Below are 20,215 nucleotides of genomic sequence, written 5' to 3'. Positions count from 1 at the left end.
CGATCGCCGATTACTCCACCACGTTCTGCATAAGCGGGTGAAGTAATCTGTGACCGCCTTCTGCGGTCAACCCTGACGCAACTTATCTAAAACGCTGAGATCTTCCATAGTGGAGATATCTCCAACTAATTCTTCTCCTGCTGCCAAATTACGCAAGAAACGGCGAATAATTTTGCCAGAACGGGTTTTAGGCAGAGCATCAGCAAAGCGAATTTCTCCAGGACGAGCGATCGCGCCAATTTCTTTAACTACGTGCTGTTTTAACTCTTGCTTTAGTTCCTCACTTTCTGCATAAGTATCTTCTAAGGTAACAAAGGCATAGACTTCTTCTCCTTTAACCTCATCGGGACGAGATACCACCGCAGCTTCGGCAACGGCAGGATGAGATACCAAGGCTGATTCTACTTCCATTGTCCCCAAACGGTGTCCCGCAATGTTCATCACGTCATCAACTCGACCCATGACCCAGAAATAGCCATCTTCGTCTTTGCGTGCGCCATCCCCAGCAAAATAGACATACTTGCCATCTTTAGGAGGAATATGTTCCCAATAGGTGCGGCGAAAGCGATCGTCATTTTTATATACAGTTCGCATCATGCTGGGCCAAGGGTGCTTGATGACTAAATAGCCACCCTCGTTTTCACCGACGGGATTACCTTCTAAATTCACCACGTCAGCAATAATGCCAGGGAAAGGTAAAGTTGCCGATCCAGGTTTAGTAGGAGTTGCCCCAGGTAAAGGCGTTAGCATAAAGCCACCTGTTTCGGTTTGCCACCAGGTATCGACAATCGGACAACGTTCGCCGCCAATGACTTGATGATACCAGATCCAGGCTTCGGGATTGATAGGTTCGCCTACTGTACCAAGAATACGCAAAGAAGAAAGATCGCGACCATTGGGATGTTTATCACCCATCTTGATAAACGCCCGAATGGCAGTGGGGGCTGTGTAAAAAATAGTTACACCGTATTTTTCGACTACATCCCAAAAACAGCCAGGATTAGAGGGACGAGGTGCGCCTTCGTACATTACGGTAGTTGCACCATTAGAAAGAGGCCCATAGACAATATAGCTGTGTCCCGTAATCCAGCCGACATCAGCAGTACACCAGTAGACATCATTGTCTTTAATATCAAATGTCCACTTAAAGGTCATGTGAGTGTAAAGATTGTAACCTGCTGTAGTATGGACTACGCCCTTGGGTTGTCCTGTAGTACCGCTGGTATAAAGAATAAACAGCAAATCTTCACTGTCCATCTGTTCTGCGGGACAATCATCAGAAGCATTAGCTTTAAGTTCATGCCACCAATGGTCGCGTCCTGGCTGCATGGCAAGATCCTGCTTAGTGCGCTGTACCACTAAGACATTTTGCACGCTGGGAACATTAGTAGCGATCGCCTGATCTACTGCATCTTTAAGAGGCACTATTTTATCTTTGCGCCAGCCACCATCAGCGGTAATAACCAACTTAGCTTCTGCATCTTGAAGACGGGCTTTTAAAGCTTCGGCACTAAAGCCACCAAAAACAACGCTGTGTGCTGCACCAATTCTGGCACAGGCTAACATAGCGATCGCAGCTTCGGGTATCATGGGCATATATATGCCGACGCGATCGCCTTTTTTTACGCCCAAATCTTTAATTACATTCGCCATCTGACAAACTTCCTGATGCAGTTGAGAGTAGGTTAAAGTTCTTGAGTCTCCTGGTTCTCCTTCCCATATCAAAGCTGGTTTATCTCGGCGATGAGTAGTCAGATGCCTGTCTAAACAGTTGTAGGCAATATTAATTTTGCCATCGACAAACCATTTAGCAAAAGGTGGTTGCCAGTCTAAAGTTTTGCCCCATCTTTCAAACCAATGCAGTTCTTTTTCGGCTAATTTTTCCCAAAATCCACAAGGGTCTTGTTCTGCCAGAGCATAGAGTTTTTTATACTCTGCCATACTCTTAATAGATGCGTTGGCAGCAAATTCTGCGGGGGGATTAAATACTCTTTTCTCTTGTAATATTGATTCTATAGTTACTTCTGACATAATTTTTCTTAACTGTATAACTTTCTTACAGTTATTTGTACCGTCGATTTTGCCAGAGTAACCTTAATATTTGCAAAGTTAAGGTAAATTCTTAACGATTATTTAGAGTTGGGTTCGAGTCGGGTAACTTTAAGAGTAAACTTCCCGCCGCTAGTTTCTCCAAAAGCTCTAACTCGCACAATATATTTTCCTGCTTCGGTGATGCGCGAAAAAAGCAAAGAATTAGTCGTACCATCAGGACCATCATCGTTTTCAGCAACAGTTGATCCATCAGCAGCAATTAACATCACCATCGAATCAAAGTTATCCGAGGTAAGATCGATCGCCACCTGATCTCCTTTTTCTAGCTGCACATTATAATCACGGGCAAAACCTCCTTCTCCTGTAGGAATGTCATTTTCCGTGAGTGTATCAGATATTTCTTTGTCTGAAGTAATTGAAGGTGGATCGTATATCTTAGATTCGGCTTGAACAGACAGAGTTTGTAGTCCCAATGTAGCCAGAGCGGTTGCAGCAGCTAATATGTTTGACCAATGAGAAAAAACAAACTTAATAACCATACCGAACTGTAATCTAGATAGCTTCAATTTTTACATTATATATAGGCAGATGAGGTAAGAATGAAATTTCTTCTTGACCACCTATTGATAACCAGCCTTTTTAAGGCGCTCGCCTGGACTGCTTCCTCCTACTCCAGTATGCGAGAAAGTATCTGAATCTAGTATCCACTGGCTATAGGAATTAGCTGCATCTGTCGATAATAAGTTAAAAGCTAAAGGCTGTTTGGCACTATTAGAGATAGTGTTGGAAGTTGATCATTCATTTAAATTAATTCTAGATAAATCTGCTTCTGCTTAGGGATTTAAACGAACGCGATTAATTAATTCGAGCATATATTGCTCACACACAGGTAGGTAGTTAAGCAAAATAGTTTAAAAAAGTAAAAAAACAGTGTTTTCCCGAAAAGCTCATTGGCTACTAAGATTAATTCTTAAACATACATAAGCGATCGCCTTTTTTCTCCAAGAATAAATTTATATAAAGAAAACTTATGGTTAACATTACCAAATACAATGCAAAATACCTTGATAAAGTATTAATACTTAGCTATATTGATTACATAGATAAAAGAGACACATTATTTTTTACCTCGTTTCTAAGTCTGGTTCTAGAAATAGAACACTAATATATATACACACGCAATCATAAAACAAATGACAACCACTCTACAACAAACCCAAACCCAGAATAGCTGGGAAAGGTTCTGTCAGTGGATCACCAGCACCAACAACCGCATTTATGTCGGTTGGTTCGGCGTCTTGATGATTCCTACACTACTTGCAGCAACAACCTGTTTCCTAATCGCCTTCGTCGCAGCACCACCAGTAGACATCGATGGTATCAGAGAGCCTGTAGCAGGTTCCTTGCTTTACGGAAACAACATAATTTCTGGTGCAGTAGTACCTAGTTCTAACGCCATTGGACTTCACTTCTACCCAATTTGGGAAGCAGCCTCACTTGACGAGTGGCTGTATAACGGTGGACCATACCAACTGATTGTCTTTCACTTCCTAATCGGCGTATTCTCATACCTCGGTCGTCAGTGGGAACTATCATTCCGTTTAGGAATGCGTCCTTGGATATGTGTAGCCTACTCAGCACCAGTATCAGCAGCCACAGCAGTATTTCTAATCTATCCACTAGGACAAGGAAGCTTTAGTGATGGAATGCCTCTGGGTATCTCTGGAACATTCAACTTCATGTTGGTATTCCAAGCAGAACACAATATTCTGATGCACCCCTTCCATATGTTAGGAGTAGCAGGAGTATTCGGTGGAGCATTATTCTCTGCCATGCACGGTTCACTAGTAACATCGTCCTTAGTACGTGAAACAACCGAAACCGAATCACAAAACTACGGATACAAATTCGGACAAGAAGAAGAAACATACAACATCGTCGCAGCCCACGGCTACTTCGGTCGTCTAATCTTCCAATATGCGTCCTTTAACAACTCCAGAGCTTTGCACTTCTTCTTAGGAGCATGGCCAGTGATTGGAATCTGGTTAACAGCAATGGGAATATCCACCATGGCGTTCAACCTAAATGGATTCAACTTCAACCAGTCGGTAATGGATTCACAAGGACGTGTAGTCAACACTTGGGCAGACATCTTAAACCGAGCCAACCTAGGTTTTGAAGTAATGCACGAACGTAATGCACACAACTTCCCTCTTGACTTAGCTAGTGGCGACATTGCACCAGTTGCACTGACTGCACCTGCGATCAACGGTTAAGAATTGATTACTTACTATCTTGTAGGTATTGAATAAAGAACGCTCTCCATTACTGGAGGGCGTTTTTTATTGGCTATTTTTTATTAGATACATTATGTATTTTCCTGTACTTCTCCTAATATATAGTAATGGTCAAGAGTGTTAAGACGTATTTTCTAATGTAGGGGCGAATGGCATTCGCCATTAAAATACATTTTGTCCTAATAAAAGTGTCTGTAACTATAATTGATTAGAAGTTTCCAAGTCTATTTTTTACAGTGAAAAAAAGCAGATTAATTATCACAGAAACAGATGAAAGTATTGAAATAATTATTCCACCACCAAGGTTTCATAGTCATATGACTATTGTTTGTATAGTATGCGACCTTATTTTGTTATTCCCTCTGTTATTAATCGCTTATGGATTTTATTATGCAGAACTGGTTTACAAAATAGCTTTATTAATTTTTTCCATACCTTGGCTAGGATTTGGTGTAATAATCAATATCATTTTAATTGCATTGTTTATAGATAAAACTTTGATTAGTGTAAACTCGGAAAAAATCAATATTTCTCATACTTTTAAAAAAGAATCGACAAAGCCTCTTTCGTTCCAAACTGAAGATATTGTCAGTTTGAGAATTTCAAAATCTAATAACAAGCCAGACAATATGTATCCCAGGCTTTATATAGTAACAAAAGAAGAAGAAAACGATATAAGCTGTATATTTACTAATGAAGAAAATATTGTACTAGCTAATAAAATTAATAAATACATCCATAAAGATATAATTGAGTAAGTTTCAGTATAGATATCTCTAAAGTCATTCTGTATGTTGAGGAAGAATAATTGTAAAGGTCGTACCTTGTTCTAGAATGCTCTCTACCGTAATTTGCCCTTGATGATTTTCGACAATGGCTTTAGCGATCGCCAGTCCTAAACCCGCACCTGTAGGTGTGTCAACGTGGCGTTGAAAAGAGCGAGCAGGATCGCCACGATAAAAGCGATCGAAGATATAGGGAAGAGAAGATTCAGCAATACCTTTACCATTGTCTGTAACTTTTACCTGTAGCTCGTATTGACGATGAGATTCTCTAACTCTGATAGTTTTGGGGATAGGTTTAATTAACGCTAACTCTACTTCAACCGAAGCTTCCGTTGATTCTTCTGACGGTTCTGTATGTTCGATCGCATTAGCAATCAAGTTAGTAAAAAGGCGAGATAAATAGTCCCAGTCTCCCCTAACAGTAAAAACGTCTTCTTCATTAAATTCTGCTTCAATTTCAGGCTCAACAATACGTAAGCAAAGAAACAAGCCTTTTTGGGTAGCAGCAAGCCTTTGTTCTTCAATGACATCAATCAAAAGAGCATCTAAAGGTACTGTTTGCCAATCTAACTGAGCCATACCACTATCGGCGCGAGCTAAAAACAAGAGATCGTTAACCAAACGTCCTAGCTTTTGGGTTAGGCGTTCAATAATCTGCAACTGCCTTTGCTGTAGCTGTGGTTCAGCTTCAGGATAGGCTAATGCCATCTGGACGTTGGTTTGAATCGTGGCAATCGGATTGCGTAACTCATGGGAAGCATCAGCAGTAAACTGTTTCAAGCTAGAATAAGAAACTTGAACAGGCTTGATTGCGATTCCCGACAAAAACCAGCCGATGCCACCAACAGAAAGTATCATTAAGCTGATGCCAATAATCAGATCTCTAGTTAGCTGGTTAATCGGTTTTGTGACCTCAAACCAAGGATGGCTTACCCGTAAATAGCCTAAGACACGATGTTCTAACTCCACTTTTTGAACAATTTGTCGCAGAACGCGATCGCCACTCAAATAAACAGTTTCCCCACTGCGGTTAGGATGTAGAGGATAATCTATTGGTTGCTCAAAAGTAGACCAAAGCAAATTTTGTTGGGGATTGAACCATTCTAAGTCAATATGATCGTCTTCTAGGCTACCTACATTTTGATTAAAGCTAGCATCAACATTCACTCCGTATCTACCTGTGGTTTCTGCTAATGGCTGAATAACCAAAGAACGATCTACTACCTCAACAACGTGTTTAAGAGTGTCGTCTATGCGATCTACTAAGGTATTGCGGACATAAAAATATACTCCAGTGGCAAAAATGAGCAGCAAAACGGCCGTGACGGCCGTATACCAGAGGGCAAGACGACGACGAGTTGATTGAAATAGTAAGTTCATCTACTAATATAATTAGAACTTTTTTGCTGGACTAGTGAATATGTCCCTTTTCTCTCACTTTCTAAAAATTAAATCAAGATTGGTGCGACTGATACTCACATCTTCTTGATTACCTAAATTCTGAATGGCGATCGCTTTCAAACGCGGAAACAAGGATTGAATTGCCAGCTTGGTTACTTTATAGAGTGGGATTTGTTCTTCTAACAGCGATGTTCTCTCCTGCAAGTCTATATAGGCAAAATTTCGCCGATCGAAGGGAAGAGAAGCAAAAATCTTTTGTAATTCAGGGTTGTCTAAAAAGGTTTGGGCTGTCTGAGGATTTGTACCAGGCTTATCTGTAGCAATCAAGGCAGTTTCGGCTGCTAATCCCGATCGAGCGATCGCTAAAGATACGCTCAATACTTGTTCGGGACTAGGCTTAGTTAATGCTGATGATTTATCTAGCCATGCTGATGTCCCCAATATATTTAGATAAGCTACTCCTACATGGGGCTTTTTGACTTGACTTAAAGCCGTTTGATAATAATCTGTGTTGGCTAAATTTAAGTTAACTGCTTGAGCTTGATTGATAGCTTCTCTAAGTATTTGAGGCTGGTTAGCAAACAAGACAAAATTACCCACCACCACGCCTGCCCACGGGGTATTATTAGATTTAAGCTTGGCAGATGACTGAAAAGAGATAATATTCGCTCCTTTATACTGCTCGGTGCTAACGTTACTTTTCTGACTGTAGAAGTTGCGTAAAGATTCTTGAGCTAAATTGGTATTTCTGGTTGCTGCTGCTAAAAGATATCCAGGTTGTGTGCCGTTAGTAGAATTACGGTCATAATCTAAACTAGTAATCCCAAAAGTAATTTCATCTCCTAACCAAGGTTTAAAATCTTGCTGGTAATCAAAGCCGATTTTATTTAGCAAGCTTGTTTCCCATTCATGCCATTGCTGGCGATCGCTAATCCGATTTTTTAAAGGTAAAGAAACTTCTCTCCAAGCATATAATTTTTCTGGATTGGTTAATAATGAAACCATTGCTGGAGCTTGTCTGGGCATAAACATTGCTGCCTGGGGAAAACTATTAACTCCACCTTTTGCCAAATTGATTGAGCTTTGAGTGACAATCCAACCCAAACTACCTATAGCGATCGCAAATATGACCACTGCTCCTGTAATTAAAACCCAAAAAAAAGAACGAAATTTCATTATCTAGAAGCTAATAAATAGCAATCATGACTGTGTTTAATATTATAGGTATTGTCGGTTGGTAAAAAAATTAACAATAAATTTCCTTGAACTTAAGGGAAAATCAAAATATAGTAAAATTATTATTAGTAAAAGTGTATTATAATTTATCCATATCTGAAATCGATGTTCAGCAATTGGCACTGCGTTTGGCACAAGCCAACCAACCATTACAATTGATTGATGTGAGAGAAAGGTCAGAGGCAGATTTGGCAAAGATTGAAGGATTTGATTTATATCCTTTGAGTGAATTTGAACAATGGTCAGAAGAAATGCTAACCAGCCTTCAGCCAGAAGCAGAAACTATAGTTCTGTGTCATCATGGAATGCGATCGGCTCAACTCTGTCAATGGCTAGCCATCAGAGGTTTTAGCAACATCTATAATGTAATGGGAGGTATAGATGCGTATTCACTTGCTATAGATTCGACTGTTTACCGCTACTGATCTTTTTATCGCCGAATATAATCGGCACAGACTTTTTTTATTTGAAGACAAAATAACCCTAAATGCGATTGGAAAAAGCAGCTTAAAATTTAAAACCTATTAACAGTTATCTACTACCCAAAAGTCAACGATACACCGCCGTAAAACGACGGTGCCTGCGTTGACCGCCTTCCGCGGTCAAATAACCTACTTGAATAGGATTTAGTACAGCCCTAACTTTTAAGAGTCTGACTTACAGGCTATACTTTAGCGAAAATTATAGTTAACCCAATAATTAATTATCTTTAATGGCACATCAATCTAAACTGAGTGCAAGATATCAAAATATATTAAAAGCGACGATTAAACATTACATTGCCACAGCAGAGCCAGTAGCTTCTAAAACTTTGGCGCAAGAATATGACTTCAACGTCAGTTCGGCAACTATTCGTAATATCATGGGGCGTTTAGAGGAAGCAGGGCTACTTTACCAGCCTCATGTATCTGCGGGGAGAGTTCCTTCTGATTCAGGTTATCGTACCTACGTCGATCATTTGCTCATTCCCGACGACAAAATTAATACAATGGTGCAGAAATTGCTTCAGCAAGAGTTGCAGTTAGTAAGAGCCAGTTTTGAGGCTTTATTGCAGCAATCTGCCAAAATTCTCGCTGCCTTAAGTGGCTATATTGCTCTAATTACCTTTCCTCAAAACCAAAATAGTACTTTGCGCCATTTGCAGCTTGTACGGGTGGCTGACAATCAGGTTATGTTGATTGTGGTTACAGATTCCTATCAAACCCAATCAATCCTAATGGAATCTCCTATACTAGATAAAGAAGCAGATGAGTCAATTATTGACCATGAACTGCAATTATTGTCTAATTTTCTTGACCATGAACTAAAGGGACGTTCTTTAACAGAAATTGTTACTTTAGATTGGGCAGAAATAGACCGTGATTTTGCCCAATATGCAGGTTTTTTGGGTATATTGCTCAAGCAGCTTAAGCTGGCTTTGCAAACTAGCTACTCAAGTCCAATATTCATTCATGGTGTAGCCGAATTTTTGCGTCAGCCAGAGTTTACTCAGCTTCAGCAGGTGCAAACTCTTTTATCTTTATTAGAAGAACAACAAGAGCAGCTTTTGCCAGCTATTTTCACTTTTCCCGCAATCGAAGATTCCCTCAAGCGAGTGAGTATTAAAATTGGCATGGAAAATCATTTAGAACCCATGCGTACCTGCACTTTAGTTTCGGCTAACTACTATCGAGATGATGTAGCAGTGGGAAGCGTAGGTATTCTCGGTCCTAAGAGAATGCTATACGAAAATGCGATTGCCCTGGTAGAAAACACCGCCGATTATCTTTCTAATCCTTTTCAGGTTTAGATTTATTTACCAGTATCAATTTTGTCGATTACGTAGCAAATTATTAGCCAAACCCCCGCACTAATAAAAAGAGTTAATAATATTTTTAAAACAAATAACCTAACGTCAGATATATCTAAACTAAATTTATACACAAAAGCTGCAACTATTGCTGCCGTAAAAAATCCTAGGGCTTGCTTCAAGCTTGTATTTGACATTCTATTCACAGAAAATATTCTCCTTAATTTTTGGCTTATCAATCTTAATTTGATTGCTCTATAGACAGAGTTATCCTATTAAAGCCTCGATATCATCTGATTGTCGATAAACTTAGATCAACTTGCTATGTTCCCTGTAGGAATAGACTCAATTAATTTGCGCGTATAGTCTGTTTTTGGATGGCGGTAAATTTCTTCGGCGGTATCAATCTCTTCAATCTTGCCCTGGTTCATCACAATAATGCGATCGCTCATAAACTTAACTACGCTCAGATCGTGGGAAATAAAGATGTAGGTCAATCCCATTTCTGCCTGGAGCTTCTTTAAAAGGTTTAATACCTGCGCCTGTACCGAAACATCTAAAGCCGAAACCGACTCGTCACAGATAATAAACTGAGGTTCTAAAGCCAAGGCGCGAGCAATACATACCCGTTGTCTTTGTCCACCAGAAAACTCGTGAGGGTAACGGTTTCTCATGTTGGGGTTTAAACCAACTCGCTCTAACAATTCAGCGACTTTCTTCTGGCGATCGCATTTGATCTTGTGAACGACTAAAGGTTCGGCGATCGCTTTGCCAATATTGATGCGAGGATTAAGAGAATTGTAGGGGTTTTGAAAGACAATCTGCATTTGCCGACGGAGCGATCGCAATTTTTGGCTTCTTAAAGATAAATTGGTAATGTTGTCGCCATCAAAAATCACATCTCCCTGCATGGGTTGAATTAGCCGTAACAAGGTTCTGGCTAAAGTCGATTTACCACAGCCAGACTCCCCCACCAAGCCCAAGGTTTCTCCTGGATACACCTCAAAAGAAACATCATTTACCGCCATCATATATTTTTTAGTTGTGCCAAACATTCCCTTCTGGGGAAAACCCACACGCAATTGTTTAACCGTCATGATAGGCTGTTGCTGAAGTAGCTTATCTAGCCTTTCTTGCTGTTCTGCTTCGGTGACAACTTCACTTAGCTTATGGTCAAGATCTGTTTGTTTTTCGCTAATCTCAATTTCTCCAGACTCAGTGGTAGCTTCATTCATAAAATCTGCCACCGTGGGTAAAATCTTGAGCTGACGTTTCAAGCTAGGACGACAAGCCAACAAGCCTCTAGTATAGGGATGACTAGGATTCGTAAAGACGGTTTTAATATCTCCAGATTCTACTACCTTGCCACGATACATCACGGCAACAGAATCGACTAATTCGGCAATTACCCCCAAATCATGGGTAATAAAAATCAACGCCATGCCTCGTTCTTGACAAAGATCTCGCAACAGATCGAGGATAGTAGCCTGAACTGTGACATCTAAGGCTGTTGTCGGTTCATCAGCGATTAAAACACTAGGGTTGCAAGAAATCGCCATAGCAATTGTTACTCTTTGCAGTTGTCCCCCTGAAAGCTCGTGGGGATAACGTTTGAGAATTTCCTGCTTACGCTGGTTGATGTGACTGGCTAATTCCCTTTCTCCTAAAGCTGCACCAGGATTTTCTGTGAGATACTGGTGTTTGAAGACTTCATCGGCAGGTAAAAGCTGAACCTCTTGTAATAGTGCGATCGCTTTTCTTCTCGCTTCAGCAGATGATACCTTTTGATGTAGTAAAATTGCCTCTGTAAGCTGAAAACCAATATTGTATACAGGATTGAGCGCGCTCATTGGCTCTTGAAAAATCATGGCAATTTCCCCGCCACGATAGCTTCTGCGCTCTGCTTCATTTATCCGCAACAAGTCAACTTTAGATTTACCTTCAGGGGTAAAATAAACCTCTCCTGCCGTAATTTGTCCAGGAGTGGGAACTAAGCCCATAATTGCCAAAGATGTAACCGATTTCCCTGAACCTGATTCCCCGACAATGCCCAATTTTTCTCCTTTTCGCAGTTGAAAACTTAGATTCTCAACTGCCACAACAGGTTTAGTCTCAGTGGTAAATTGGACTTGGAGATGACGAACATCAAGAACAGGTTCAGACATATTTCAGCTTTGGTCAAAGGTTAACAAAATTTTAACCGATACATCGCTAAACGAGAGTTAGTCAATATACAACAAAATTGCTGGATTGATTATTGCCTCACTTTGCGCTTCTCCATTTTACGATTTAGCAAAAATGTATTAGTCTTCTAAAAATAGAGATTCTAAATCTCTATATCCACTAATCACTCTAACGATTTCAATTCCATCATTGATAGAACGATAAAAAATTATGTAGCTAGCCAATGGTAAACCTCGTAGAGATGGTTTGATATCGTCATAACCACGCCCAATGCTAGGAAAATCAACTAAATACTTACATTTCTTTTCAAATTCGCTAAGAAATTTTTCTCCAGCTTCAATATTATGCTCAGAAAAATAATCAATAATTTCTTCTAAACCTTTTATTGCCAGTTGAGAAATAATATATATAATTCACAATCGATTTTTTCGGCTCTCATGTAACTTATCTTGTAGCCTAGAAAGAACCACTTTTCCATCAACGCCTTCACCTTTTTCCAATGATTCAATACCTGCTTCTATTTTGTCACGGGTTTCTTTCACCCATTCATCATATTCAAGCTGCAATCTTTCAAAAACCTGAAACATTTTATCAACTGCTTCTTCTGAAGAATTGTATTTTCCATTAGTTACTTGCGCTTGAATAAATTTTTCTTGTTCTGGTTTTAATTGAATTGTCATCACTTCACTTTCACTCAATTCTTTAATTCTTATTTTATTTCCATTGCTAATCTATTATCGCTTTCCTTTAAACATCATTCTGACCCCTGTTTTGGGTGCGAGAGTAACGCCTCTGCGGACAGGTACTTCTGGCTTACTGTCAATTAGCTCTAGGTCGTATTGAGCAATAATTGTAGCTACAACTAGCTTCATTTCTAGTTTTGCTAAAGCTTCACCAATGCAGCGACGCTTGCCACCACCAAAAGGAAAGAACTCATAAGGGTCAAATTCCCGCTCCAAAAAGCGTTCTGGCTTAAATTTAAGAGGTTCAGGATATACGTCTTCTCGTTGATGAAGAAGATAAATACAGCCCATCAATACTTGCCCAGTTTCTAACTTGTAGTCCATTAGTTCTGTGGGTTCTTGTACCACTCTGGGAAAAGTAAGCATAGCCACAGGGTAAATTCGCAGAGTTTCTTTACAGACAGCATCTAGATAGGGCAGTTTAGCAATTTCCATAGGAGCGGGATCTGCACCTAAACTAGCTATTTCTGCCTCTAATTTTGTCTTGATTTCTGGATGACGATGAACCCAATATAATGCCCAAGCGATCGCCGTAGCTGTTGTTTCATGTCCCGCCAGCATTAAGGTCATTAGTTCATCTCGCAATTCAATATCTTTTAGACCTTCTCCTGCTTCATCTTTTGCCGACATCATTAGAGATAGAATATCTTGACGTTGACTATTATCCTGAGTTCTTCTAGTAGCAAGTTCTTGATAAATCGCTTCATCAATGGCTTTTTGTTGACGGACAAAGTTTCCCCAGGGACTCCATGCACCCAAGTCTTGCTGTAACCAGGGAAAAAATAAGAAAGCTGAAGTAAGAGTTGATTCAAATATGTTTGCCAGTTTAGCAATACGCTGCTTTAATTCAGCCGATCTTTGATTGTCCTGTAAGCCATAAACTGCCTCTAAGATTACCTGTAAAGATATTTCTTGAGTTACCTGTCGAGCAATAAAAGGCTGATTGGGTTCAAGCTGACTAATTATATTATGGGTAAGATCGCAAATTAACTTGCTATAAGTTTGCATTCTTTCGCCGTGAAAGGGTGGCAAAAGTAACTTACGGCGTTGTTTGTGGCGATCGCCTTCAATCAAAATTAGCGAATTATCTCCCACTAAAGGTCTTAAAAGATCGTTATTCTTACTCGAAGCAAAAAACTTATGGCGATCGCTCGTTACTATCTGGCGCATCGCTTCAGGATGATTTACAAACACATAGCCATCCTCGCCAGCAATATCTGCAATAAACATATCAGGAGCTTGTTTAACTGCCGAGTCCATATATTTATCTGGTTTGGCAACCCATTGAAATTTTTGTTGAATAGATGATTGTTTCAGCCTGGGAATTAATTTCATGACCTCAATTAAGAAAGATTAAGCTAGCTATTGTTTATAGTCTAGTAATTTTCTCTTCGAGTTTGTATGTCGCGTAAATGTCGTGTAAATAAGCTGGGCAAATTTACTTTTCAAAAATTTCCATAGCAGCCTTAAATGCTGTTTGATAAACTTCTAAATCCTCATGAGTTTTAATCTTCATCTTTCTCCTAGTCTCACAGATCAATGAGTGCATAACATCAATCATTAATCATTAGTTTCTAGCTCTTTAAGCCAAACCGTTGACTAATTAACTTCCCCGCTGCCATACCTGACAAGACTGCACCTTCTATTTTGGGCGCAACGAAGCCATCTCCTGCAAATACCAAAGGTAATTCTAATAAAGCCAAGCAAGGTTCAAAATAAAAAGTCTTGGGTAAGCTGTAACGCCAACGATGTATCTGATATGTGATTACAGCTGAATCCAAGTAATCTGCTGCTGCGCTGAGCAATTTATAGGCAATTTCAGCATCGTCACTATTCCAATAGTCATCACTGAAACTAGAGGTAGCATGGAGCGTCACGGCATAACCATGGGGAGAAATGCCTTTTTGATAATTATCAGCCAACCAAACTAAATAATCATCTTCTAAAGTTATACCCCCTGGTGCGGGTATATTGCTGGGTTTTTCTAGCAGAGCTAAAACAGTAATACAGCGATGATAACTAATACTTTCTAAAGAGAATCTAATTTCTAATGGTAGAACTATCAGAGAAGCATCTAATAACTCTAGAGCTTGGGGTACAGGAACACTCATCAGCAACATATCTGCCTGATAATGCTTATTTTCTGTTTCCACAAGCCAATGCTTATCATAACTAACCTTTACTACCTTCGTATTCACATGAACATCTAAATCCTGTGCTAAATATTTAGCAATGCCACGAGTGCCATTTACACCACAATAGCGTGGTTTCCCGTCTGCCTCACCAAACCCCTCACACCATTTTTTAATTACTCCCTGCTGTAACCAATCATCTACCCAAATTTGAAACTCTGGCTGCTCAACGTTGAAATACTGCGTACCATAATCAAATACTCCAACTATAGATTCTGAGTACTTAATTCGCCGAGTTGCTAATCGTCCACCAATTCCTCTGCCTTTATCTAATACCGTTACTTCAATTCCCTGACGCTGCAAAACTGTAGCGGTAATTAATCCTGAAATTCCACCACCAATAACGATACAGGTTGCATTGCTTTTATTTTGCCGATCGCCTTTTTGTAACATTTTTTAGGCTTTCTAGATTTCAATAACAGTCGCTTATTAAGATTACAATACTCTAAGAATGCTAGGAATGCTGTTAATCGCTTCTAAATTTTTAATTTCTTCTAATGCCTGACGAAAGTTGCCTTCTTGAACATTATGAGTAACAACGACGATTTCTGCTAAAGCGTCACGGAAGCCAATCTGCACTACTGATTCTAGACTGACATTATGATTGCCAAAGCTAGTACCTAAATGACCGATCACTCCAGAAACATCTTCGCAGAGAAAACGGGCATAAAAACGAGTTTCAATGTCTGCAATAGGAGTAAGATCTTTAAAATCTTCGTGGGAACAACGCAACAAAGGATCTAGTTTCTGATTAGTACCGTTAGTTTGCAAAATGCTAACAATATTAACAATATCCGATACTACCGCGCTAGCAGTCGCTCCTTTGCCCGCCCCAGGACCAAAAAACATTACTTGTCCCAGAGGTTCACCTTCTACCAGAATAGCGTTATAAACATCGTTGACGTTGGCTAGAGGATGATCTTTGGGTACTAAAGTAGGATTAACCCTAACCTGTAGAGAATCGTTATCTTGACTTGCTTTAGCGATCGCCAGTAGCTTGATTACAAAGCCTAAATCGTCAGCGTAGCTAATATCTGTAGCGTTTATCTGACGAATACCTTCACAGGGAATATCTTCCCGTTTAATTCTGCCTCCAAAAGCGATCGCAGCCAGAATAGCAATTTTATCCGCAGCATCGTAACCATCTACGTCCGCAGTGGGATCGGCTTCTGCGTAGCCTAGTTTTTGTGCTTCAGCTAGGACATCGGCAAAATCTGCTTCCTCTTGAGTCATCTGGGTCAAGATGTAGTTGGTTGTACCGTTAATAATTCCTGTTACAGTCTGGATGCGGTTGACTCCCAAAGACTGCTTCAGGGGTTTTATTACTGGTATTCCTCCACCTACGGCTGCTTCTAACAGAACATACACTCCAGCCTTGTTAGCTGCGGTATATATTTCTGCGCCATGACGAGCAATTACGGCTTTATTAGCTGTAACAATATGTTTACCGTTGGCTATGGCTTGGAGAATTAGCGATCGCGAGGGTTCTAATCCGCCTAAAAGTTCAACTATAATATCAATTTCAGGATCGCTGACAATAGCTTCTAAATCCGTCGTCAAAACTCCTGCTGGTAGCTCAGGCGATCGTGGTTTATCAAGGGATCTTACCCCAACCTTCGCTATTTCTATTTCCCTCAGCAAATTATTTCTTCCCGCTGGATCGAGAATAATTTCTGCTGTGCCTGTACCTACAGTACCGTATCCTAATAAACCAATTTTGAAAGCCACAACTTTTGTCCTGAGCGTAACTTTACCTTATCTAGATTAACGGCAATAGGTTATATTGGCTAAATTTTTTTGCTGTTATCGAGAGGAGTTTTATCAATGAACCAACCGACATCATTTGTATCGTGGTCGATGAGAATTGTTTCTGTGTTGGGTTTGCCAGAGTTGTCCTTTGGGAAGGTCGATTATTTGGAAATCGATGTTTAGTTGGGTTTTAGATTGGAGTAAGTCTGACTAGATATTGGTTGCGGTATTATTTAATACATTAGTAATTTCGGGGGTTGAATTATGACTGCTGAAGAATTGCTCAGGAGATATGCTGCTGGCGAAAGAGATTTTACCAAAGTTGATTTGAGTGGGACTGACTTGATCGATGCTCAACTGACTGGAATCAAATTGCGGGATGCTAAGTTGATCTGCGCTGATTTGAGTGGGGCTAATTTGCGAGATGCCAGTTTGAGTGGGGCTGACTTGAGCGGAGCTGATTTGAGTGGGGCTAATTTGCGAGATGCCAACTTGATGAACGCCATTTTGAGAAATGTCGATCTTGTTAAAGCTATCTTGATTGGTGTTGATAGCTACGCTACTGACTTCAGTAAAGCTAATCTCACTGAAGCTATTTGTATTGGTGCTATTTTGAGAGGTGCTAGATTTAGAGATGCCAATCTCACCAAAGCCAATTTCAAATGTGCTGTCATGGAGTGGGCTATTTTGGAAAGAGCCAATTTGGAGAGAGCCAATCTCTTTGAGGTCAACTTTACTGAGGCTAAGTTGATGGGGGCTAACCTTTATGCGGCTAGAGTTGATCGGACTAATTTTACTGAAGCCAATCTTACTGGTATCAGATTTTTCGACTTTTTGAGTGATGTTCGTTTTGTTATGTTTAAAGACACTATCATGCCCGATGGAACTCTTCAAAAAGGTTTGAAATTCTGGGGAGATTGAATCTGGGTCAAAAGATCTTGTCGGTTGGGTTGAGGGACGAAACCCAAAAACTATCGAAACTATCAACTTATTCCATACCAGCCTTGTAGGGTGGGCAGAACATAATTGAGATCGACAAGCGTTTCAGGTAAAGATCTTTGCCCACCAAAACAGGATCGGCGATCTATGAGCAATGCTTATTTCTGGGAGAAGATATAGTTGAAATTCCCCCCAGCTTGACATCAGATTGCCAAAAGATTGCAGCATAGAAAACTGTTCTCCCGTAACGATATCCGCATCAGAACCATTGGTGATATTGACATCATCTAAAGTTACTTGTTGACCAAAAATATCTGTAACTAGTAGGTCTTGTGCGTCATTTAAAGGATAGTTTCCATAGTGAGAAAAAAATTACTTTATAATTTAATCTTATGTTTGGCAGCAATTCAACAGTGTGCTGCATAGTAAGAAAGAATACCGTCGAAATTATCAAAAAATATGTTCAGTTAGCCAAGATTGATAAAGCGATCGCTAACACTTATTTAAGAACAGTTTATCTCGAAATATATGCCATCTTTACTTAAAGTTACTTTGCCGTAAAAGTATTTTCTCTGCCGTAATATCTAGCATAGCTTTTAAAGTAAAACATATTTAATCGTCACTATTACCGATACGTGGCAGAAAATATCAAGATTATAATGGTTGATTAAAGACTAATTGATATTTTAAAATTAATAAGTTATTTACAAGATAAATATAAAGTAATTAGGAGATTTTTGTGCTAAGAAATGTCAGGCATTGGCAACAGCTTGCCCTTCAAAAAAATATCGATCTTAAATTAAGAATTCAAATAGCTGCCAAATTAATTATCTCTTTACTACCTTGTACTTTAATTGCCTTGCCAGTAATGGCGATCGAGCCAGAATCAGATGCTATACAAGACTCTGAGAATGCTGTGCAAAAATCAGAAATCAATAATTTATCCAAACCTAGTTTTTTTCCCGTTTTAAAGCCTATTCATCCTCCCTTACCGTCTGACCTTAAGCTGCAATCTGAACAAAAAATTTCTCCAGGGGAAGCTAGATTGATGACGGAGGAATTAGAAGGACTGATTGGTCGTTTTGAAACAACTTTACTTACTGCTGAGGCACAGGATAGTAATTTAGACATTTCCACAGGGGAAGTAATTAAACATTTACTCAATCAGCAAAATACAGCCAAAAAACAAGTTCAAAAGCCAAGTCTAAAATTTGAATATCAAAATGCTCACTTAGCTTTAAAACAGGCGAAGGAGGGATTAAAGAAATTTGCTTATCTAATAGAGCAAAATCAATACGATCTCGCCCAAGCAGAATGGTCGGTAGCTAAACAAACCCTGTGGAACAACTATCCTATGGATAGACCCATTGCACAATCAGAAATACGAGCAATGTGGCTCGATCGCGGCACAATTGTCCAAGCTAAATCAGAAGCAGATTTGGCTAAAGTTTTTGACCGCATGGCTGAGGCGGGTATAAATACTATTTTCTTTGAAACGCTTAATTCTGGCTACACTATCTATCCTAGTAAGATTGCGCCTCAACAAAACCCTCTGACCAAAGGTTGGGATCCTCTGAAGGCAGCAGTCAAACTAGCTCATGAAAGAGGCATGGAATTACACGCTTGGGTATGGACTTTTGCTGCGGTCAATCAACGTCATAATGAAATTCTCAATTTACCTCGTAACTATTTAGGTCCTGTTTTAGCCAAACATCCTGATTGGGTAGCTACAGATAACGAAGGTAGTCGCTTTCACTATAGTTCGGGAAAGGTTTTTTTAGATCCTGCTAATCCCGATGTCCAGCGTTATCTTTTATCTTTATTAACAGAAATTGCTACTAATTACAAAGTAGACGGTATTCATTTAGACTATATTCGCTATCCGTTCGAAAGTCTTTCGGGTAAAATAACCTATGGCTATGGTAAGGCTGCTAGAGAACAGTTTAAAGAACAGACAGGATTCGATCCGATCACGCTTAATCCCAATCATTACTTGTGGTCTAAATGGACGAACTTTCGTATTGAACAGATAGACAATTTTGTAGCTGCTGCTTCTCAAAATCTCAAGCAGCTAAGACCTGAATTGACTCTTTCGACTGCCGTATTTCCCATGCCAGAAAAAGATCGTTTGTCAAAAATTCAGCAGCACTGGGAAAAATGGGTGAATAAAGAATGGATTGATATGCTGGTGCCGATGACCTACGCTCAAAATAGCGATCAACTTAATATTATTGCTAATCCTCTACTCAGTGAATTCGATCGCGGTCAAGCTTTACTTTTGCCAGGAATTAGACTTTTAAACATATCTGAAGTAGCAGCGTTAGACCAAATACAGCTATTGCGAGGTATGTCTACTGAAGGTTACGCTCTTTTTGCAGCCGACAATTTAAATTCTGATTTCGCTACCGTTTTTCATAATACTCAAGGCAGTACGATCGCTAAACCCAAACAACCTCTACCCCAGAGACAACCTTTTGAGGTGACTTTATCTCGATATCAAAATTTACAGCGAGAGTGGAACTTTTTTCTAACCAATAATGAGTATGGGATTGATGATGCCACTTTACAAGCATGGGGAGAACAAGCAGACAGAGTAGCGATGGAATTACAAACATTAGTGGATGAACCCTCGAATCGTAACTTTTTCTCGACTCAAGTAGCTTTGAATTCTTTACGTCGTCAATTTCCCTATTGGATGGCAGAAACAAAAAGCGTTGATACATATCAAGCAACGGTTTGGCAAAATCGTTTGAATACTCTAGATCGCTTGTTGAGCTATGGAGAAAACAAAATTCTTAGTCCTCATCAGAAAACGGTGGTCAGGTAAATATGCTTGATGTGAATATGC

Annotated in this window: 18 protein-coding genes; 7 read left to right on the top strand and 11 right to left on the bottom strand. The window is 39.7% G+C overall.

Going from position 1 to position 20,215, the window contains the following annotated elements:
• Positions 1 to 66 precede the first annotated feature (66 nt).
• Complete coding sequence (acs, locus tag SLP02_RS23125) at positions 67 to 2,031, bottom strand: acetate--CoA ligase (protein WP_319423078.1); 1,965 nt, start codon at positions 2,029 to 2,031, stop codon at positions 67 to 69.
• A 98-nt stretch (positions 2,032 to 2,129) separates the two neighbouring features.
• Positions 2,130 to 2,591: a PPC domain-containing protein gene (locus SLP02_RS23120; RefSeq protein ID WP_413467421.1), complete on the bottom strand. Its 462-nt coding sequence runs from the start codon at positions 2,589 to 2,591 to the stop codon at positions 2,130 to 2,132.
• A 654-nt stretch (positions 2,592 to 3,245) separates the two neighbouring features.
• On the opposite strand from SLP02_RS23120, the gene psbA reads away from it, so the two are divergent.
• Together psbA and SLP02_RS23110 are read left to right on the top strand one after the other, a co-directional pair.
• Complete coding sequence (gene psbA / locus SLP02_RS23115) at positions 3,246 to 4,328, top strand: photosystem II q(b) protein (protein WP_319420297.1); 1,083 nt, start codon at positions 3,246 to 3,248, stop codon at positions 4,326 to 4,328.
• A 257-nt stretch (positions 4,329 to 4,585) separates the two neighbouring features.
• Positions 4,586 to 5,107: a hypothetical protein gene (locus SLP02_RS23110; protein ID WP_319423076.1), complete on the top strand. Its 522-nt coding sequence runs from the start codon at positions 4,586 to 4,588 to the stop codon at positions 5,105 to 5,107.
• Between the two features lie 24 nt (positions 5,108 to 5,131).
• Here SLP02_RS23110 and SLP02_RS23105 read toward each other — a convergent pair whose 3' ends face one another.
• Together SLP02_RS23105 and SLP02_RS23100 are read right to left on the bottom strand one after the other, a co-directional pair.
• A complete protein-coding gene (locus SLP02_RS23105; protein WP_319423075.1) occupies positions 5,132 to 6,514 on the bottom strand; it encodes a sensor histidine kinase in 1,383 nt (460 codons plus the stop codon).
• 54 nt (positions 6,515 to 6,568) lie between these two features.
• Positions 6,569 to 7,711: a DUF3352 domain-containing protein gene (locus SLP02_RS23100; RefSeq protein ID WP_319423074.1), complete on the bottom strand. Its 1,143-nt coding sequence runs from the start codon at positions 7,709 to 7,711 to the stop codon at positions 6,569 to 6,571.
• A gap of 134 nt (positions 7,712 to 7,845) precedes the next feature.
• Between SLP02_RS23100 and SLP02_RS23095 the strand changes: the two genes are divergently transcribed.
• Entirely contained in the window at positions 7,846 to 8,196 is a 351-nt protein-coding gene (locus SLP02_RS23095) for a rhodanese-like domain-containing protein (RefSeq protein ID WP_319423073.1), read from the top strand.
• A 287-nt stretch (positions 8,197 to 8,483) separates the two neighbouring features.
• Entirely contained in the window at positions 8,484 to 9,560 is a 1,077-nt protein-coding gene (gene hrcA / locus SLP02_RS23090; protein ID WP_319423072.1) for a heat-inducible transcriptional repressor HrcA, read from the top strand.
• A 2-nt stretch (positions 9,561 to 9,562) separates the two neighbouring features.
• On the opposite strand, the gene SLP02_RS23085 is transcribed toward hrcA, so the two are convergent.
• From SLP02_RS23085 to SLP02_RS23055, 7 genes are all read right to left on the bottom strand, one after another.
• Positions 9,563 to 9,766 carry a hypothetical protein gene (locus tag SLP02_RS23085; RefSeq protein ID WP_319423071.1) on the bottom strand — a complete coding sequence of 68 codons (204 nt, stop codon included), beginning with the start codon at positions 9,764 to 9,766 and terminating at the stop codon, positions 9,563 to 9,565.
• Positions 9,767 to 9,874: 108 nt separating this feature from the next.
• On the bottom strand, positions 9,875 to 11,725 hold the full coding sequence (locus tag SLP02_RS23080; protein WP_319423070.1) for an ABC transporter ATP-binding protein: 1,851 nt from the start codon (positions 11,723 to 11,725) through the stop codon (positions 9,875 to 9,877).
• A gap of 138 nt (positions 11,726 to 11,863) precedes the next feature.
• On the bottom strand, positions 11,864 to 12,145 hold the full coding sequence (locus SLP02_RS23075; RefSeq protein ID WP_319423720.1) for a type II toxin-antitoxin system RelE/ParE family toxin: 282 nt from the start codon (positions 12,143 to 12,145) through the stop codon (positions 11,864 to 11,866).
• Between the two features lie 12 nt (positions 12,146 to 12,157).
• Positions 12,158 to 12,442 carry a ribbon-helix-helix domain-containing protein gene (locus SLP02_RS23070; RefSeq protein ID WP_319423069.1) on the bottom strand — a complete coding sequence of 95 codons (285 nt, stop codon included), beginning with the start codon at positions 12,440 to 12,442 and terminating at the stop codon, positions 12,158 to 12,160.
• 36 nt (positions 12,443 to 12,478) lie between these two features.
• Entirely contained in the window at positions 12,479 to 13,822 is a 1,344-nt protein-coding gene (locus SLP02_RS23065; RefSeq protein WP_319423068.1) for a cytochrome P450, read from the bottom strand.
• A gap of 239 nt (positions 13,823 to 14,061) precedes the next feature.
• Positions 14,062 to 15,072 (bottom strand): NAD(P)/FAD-dependent oxidoreductase, encoded by a 1,011-nt coding sequence (locus tag SLP02_RS23060; RefSeq protein WP_319423067.1) that lies wholly within the window; start codon positions 15,070 to 15,072, stop codon positions 14,062 to 14,064.
• A 42-nt stretch (positions 15,073 to 15,114) separates the two neighbouring features.
• On the bottom strand, positions 15,115 to 16,407 hold the full coding sequence (locus SLP02_RS23055) for a homoserine dehydrogenase (RefSeq protein ID WP_319423066.1): 1,293 nt from the start codon (positions 16,405 to 16,407) through the stop codon (positions 15,115 to 15,117).
• 285 nt (positions 16,408 to 16,692) lie between these two features.
• On the opposite strand from SLP02_RS23055, the gene SLP02_RS23050 reads away from it, so the two are divergent.
• From SLP02_RS23050 to SLP02_RS23040, 3 genes are all read left to right on the top strand, one after another.
• On the top strand, positions 16,693 to 17,349 hold the full coding sequence (locus tag SLP02_RS23050; RefSeq protein ID WP_319423065.1) for a pentapeptide repeat-containing protein: 657 nt from the start codon (positions 16,693 to 16,695) through the stop codon (positions 17,347 to 17,349).
• A gap of 410 nt (positions 17,350 to 17,759) precedes the next feature.
• Complete coding sequence (locus SLP02_RS23045; RefSeq protein ID WP_319423064.1) at positions 17,760 to 17,912, top strand: hypothetical protein; 153 nt, start codon at positions 17,760 to 17,762, stop codon at positions 17,910 to 17,912.
• A gap of 194 nt (positions 17,913 to 18,106) precedes the next feature.
• A complete protein-coding gene (locus SLP02_RS23040; RefSeq protein WP_319423063.1) occupies positions 18,107 to 20,194 on the top strand; it encodes a glycoside hydrolase family 10 protein in 2,088 nt (695 codons plus the stop codon).
• Positions 20,195 to 20,215: the final 21 nt, after the last annotated feature.

This window comes from Pleurocapsa sp. FMAR1, assembly GCF_963665995.1.
In the GTDB taxonomy this organism is placed as follows: Bacteria; Cyanobacteriota; Cyanobacteriia; order Cyanobacteriales; family Xenococcaceae; genus Waterburya.
This window is presented reverse-complemented; position numbering and strand designations above follow the sequence as displayed.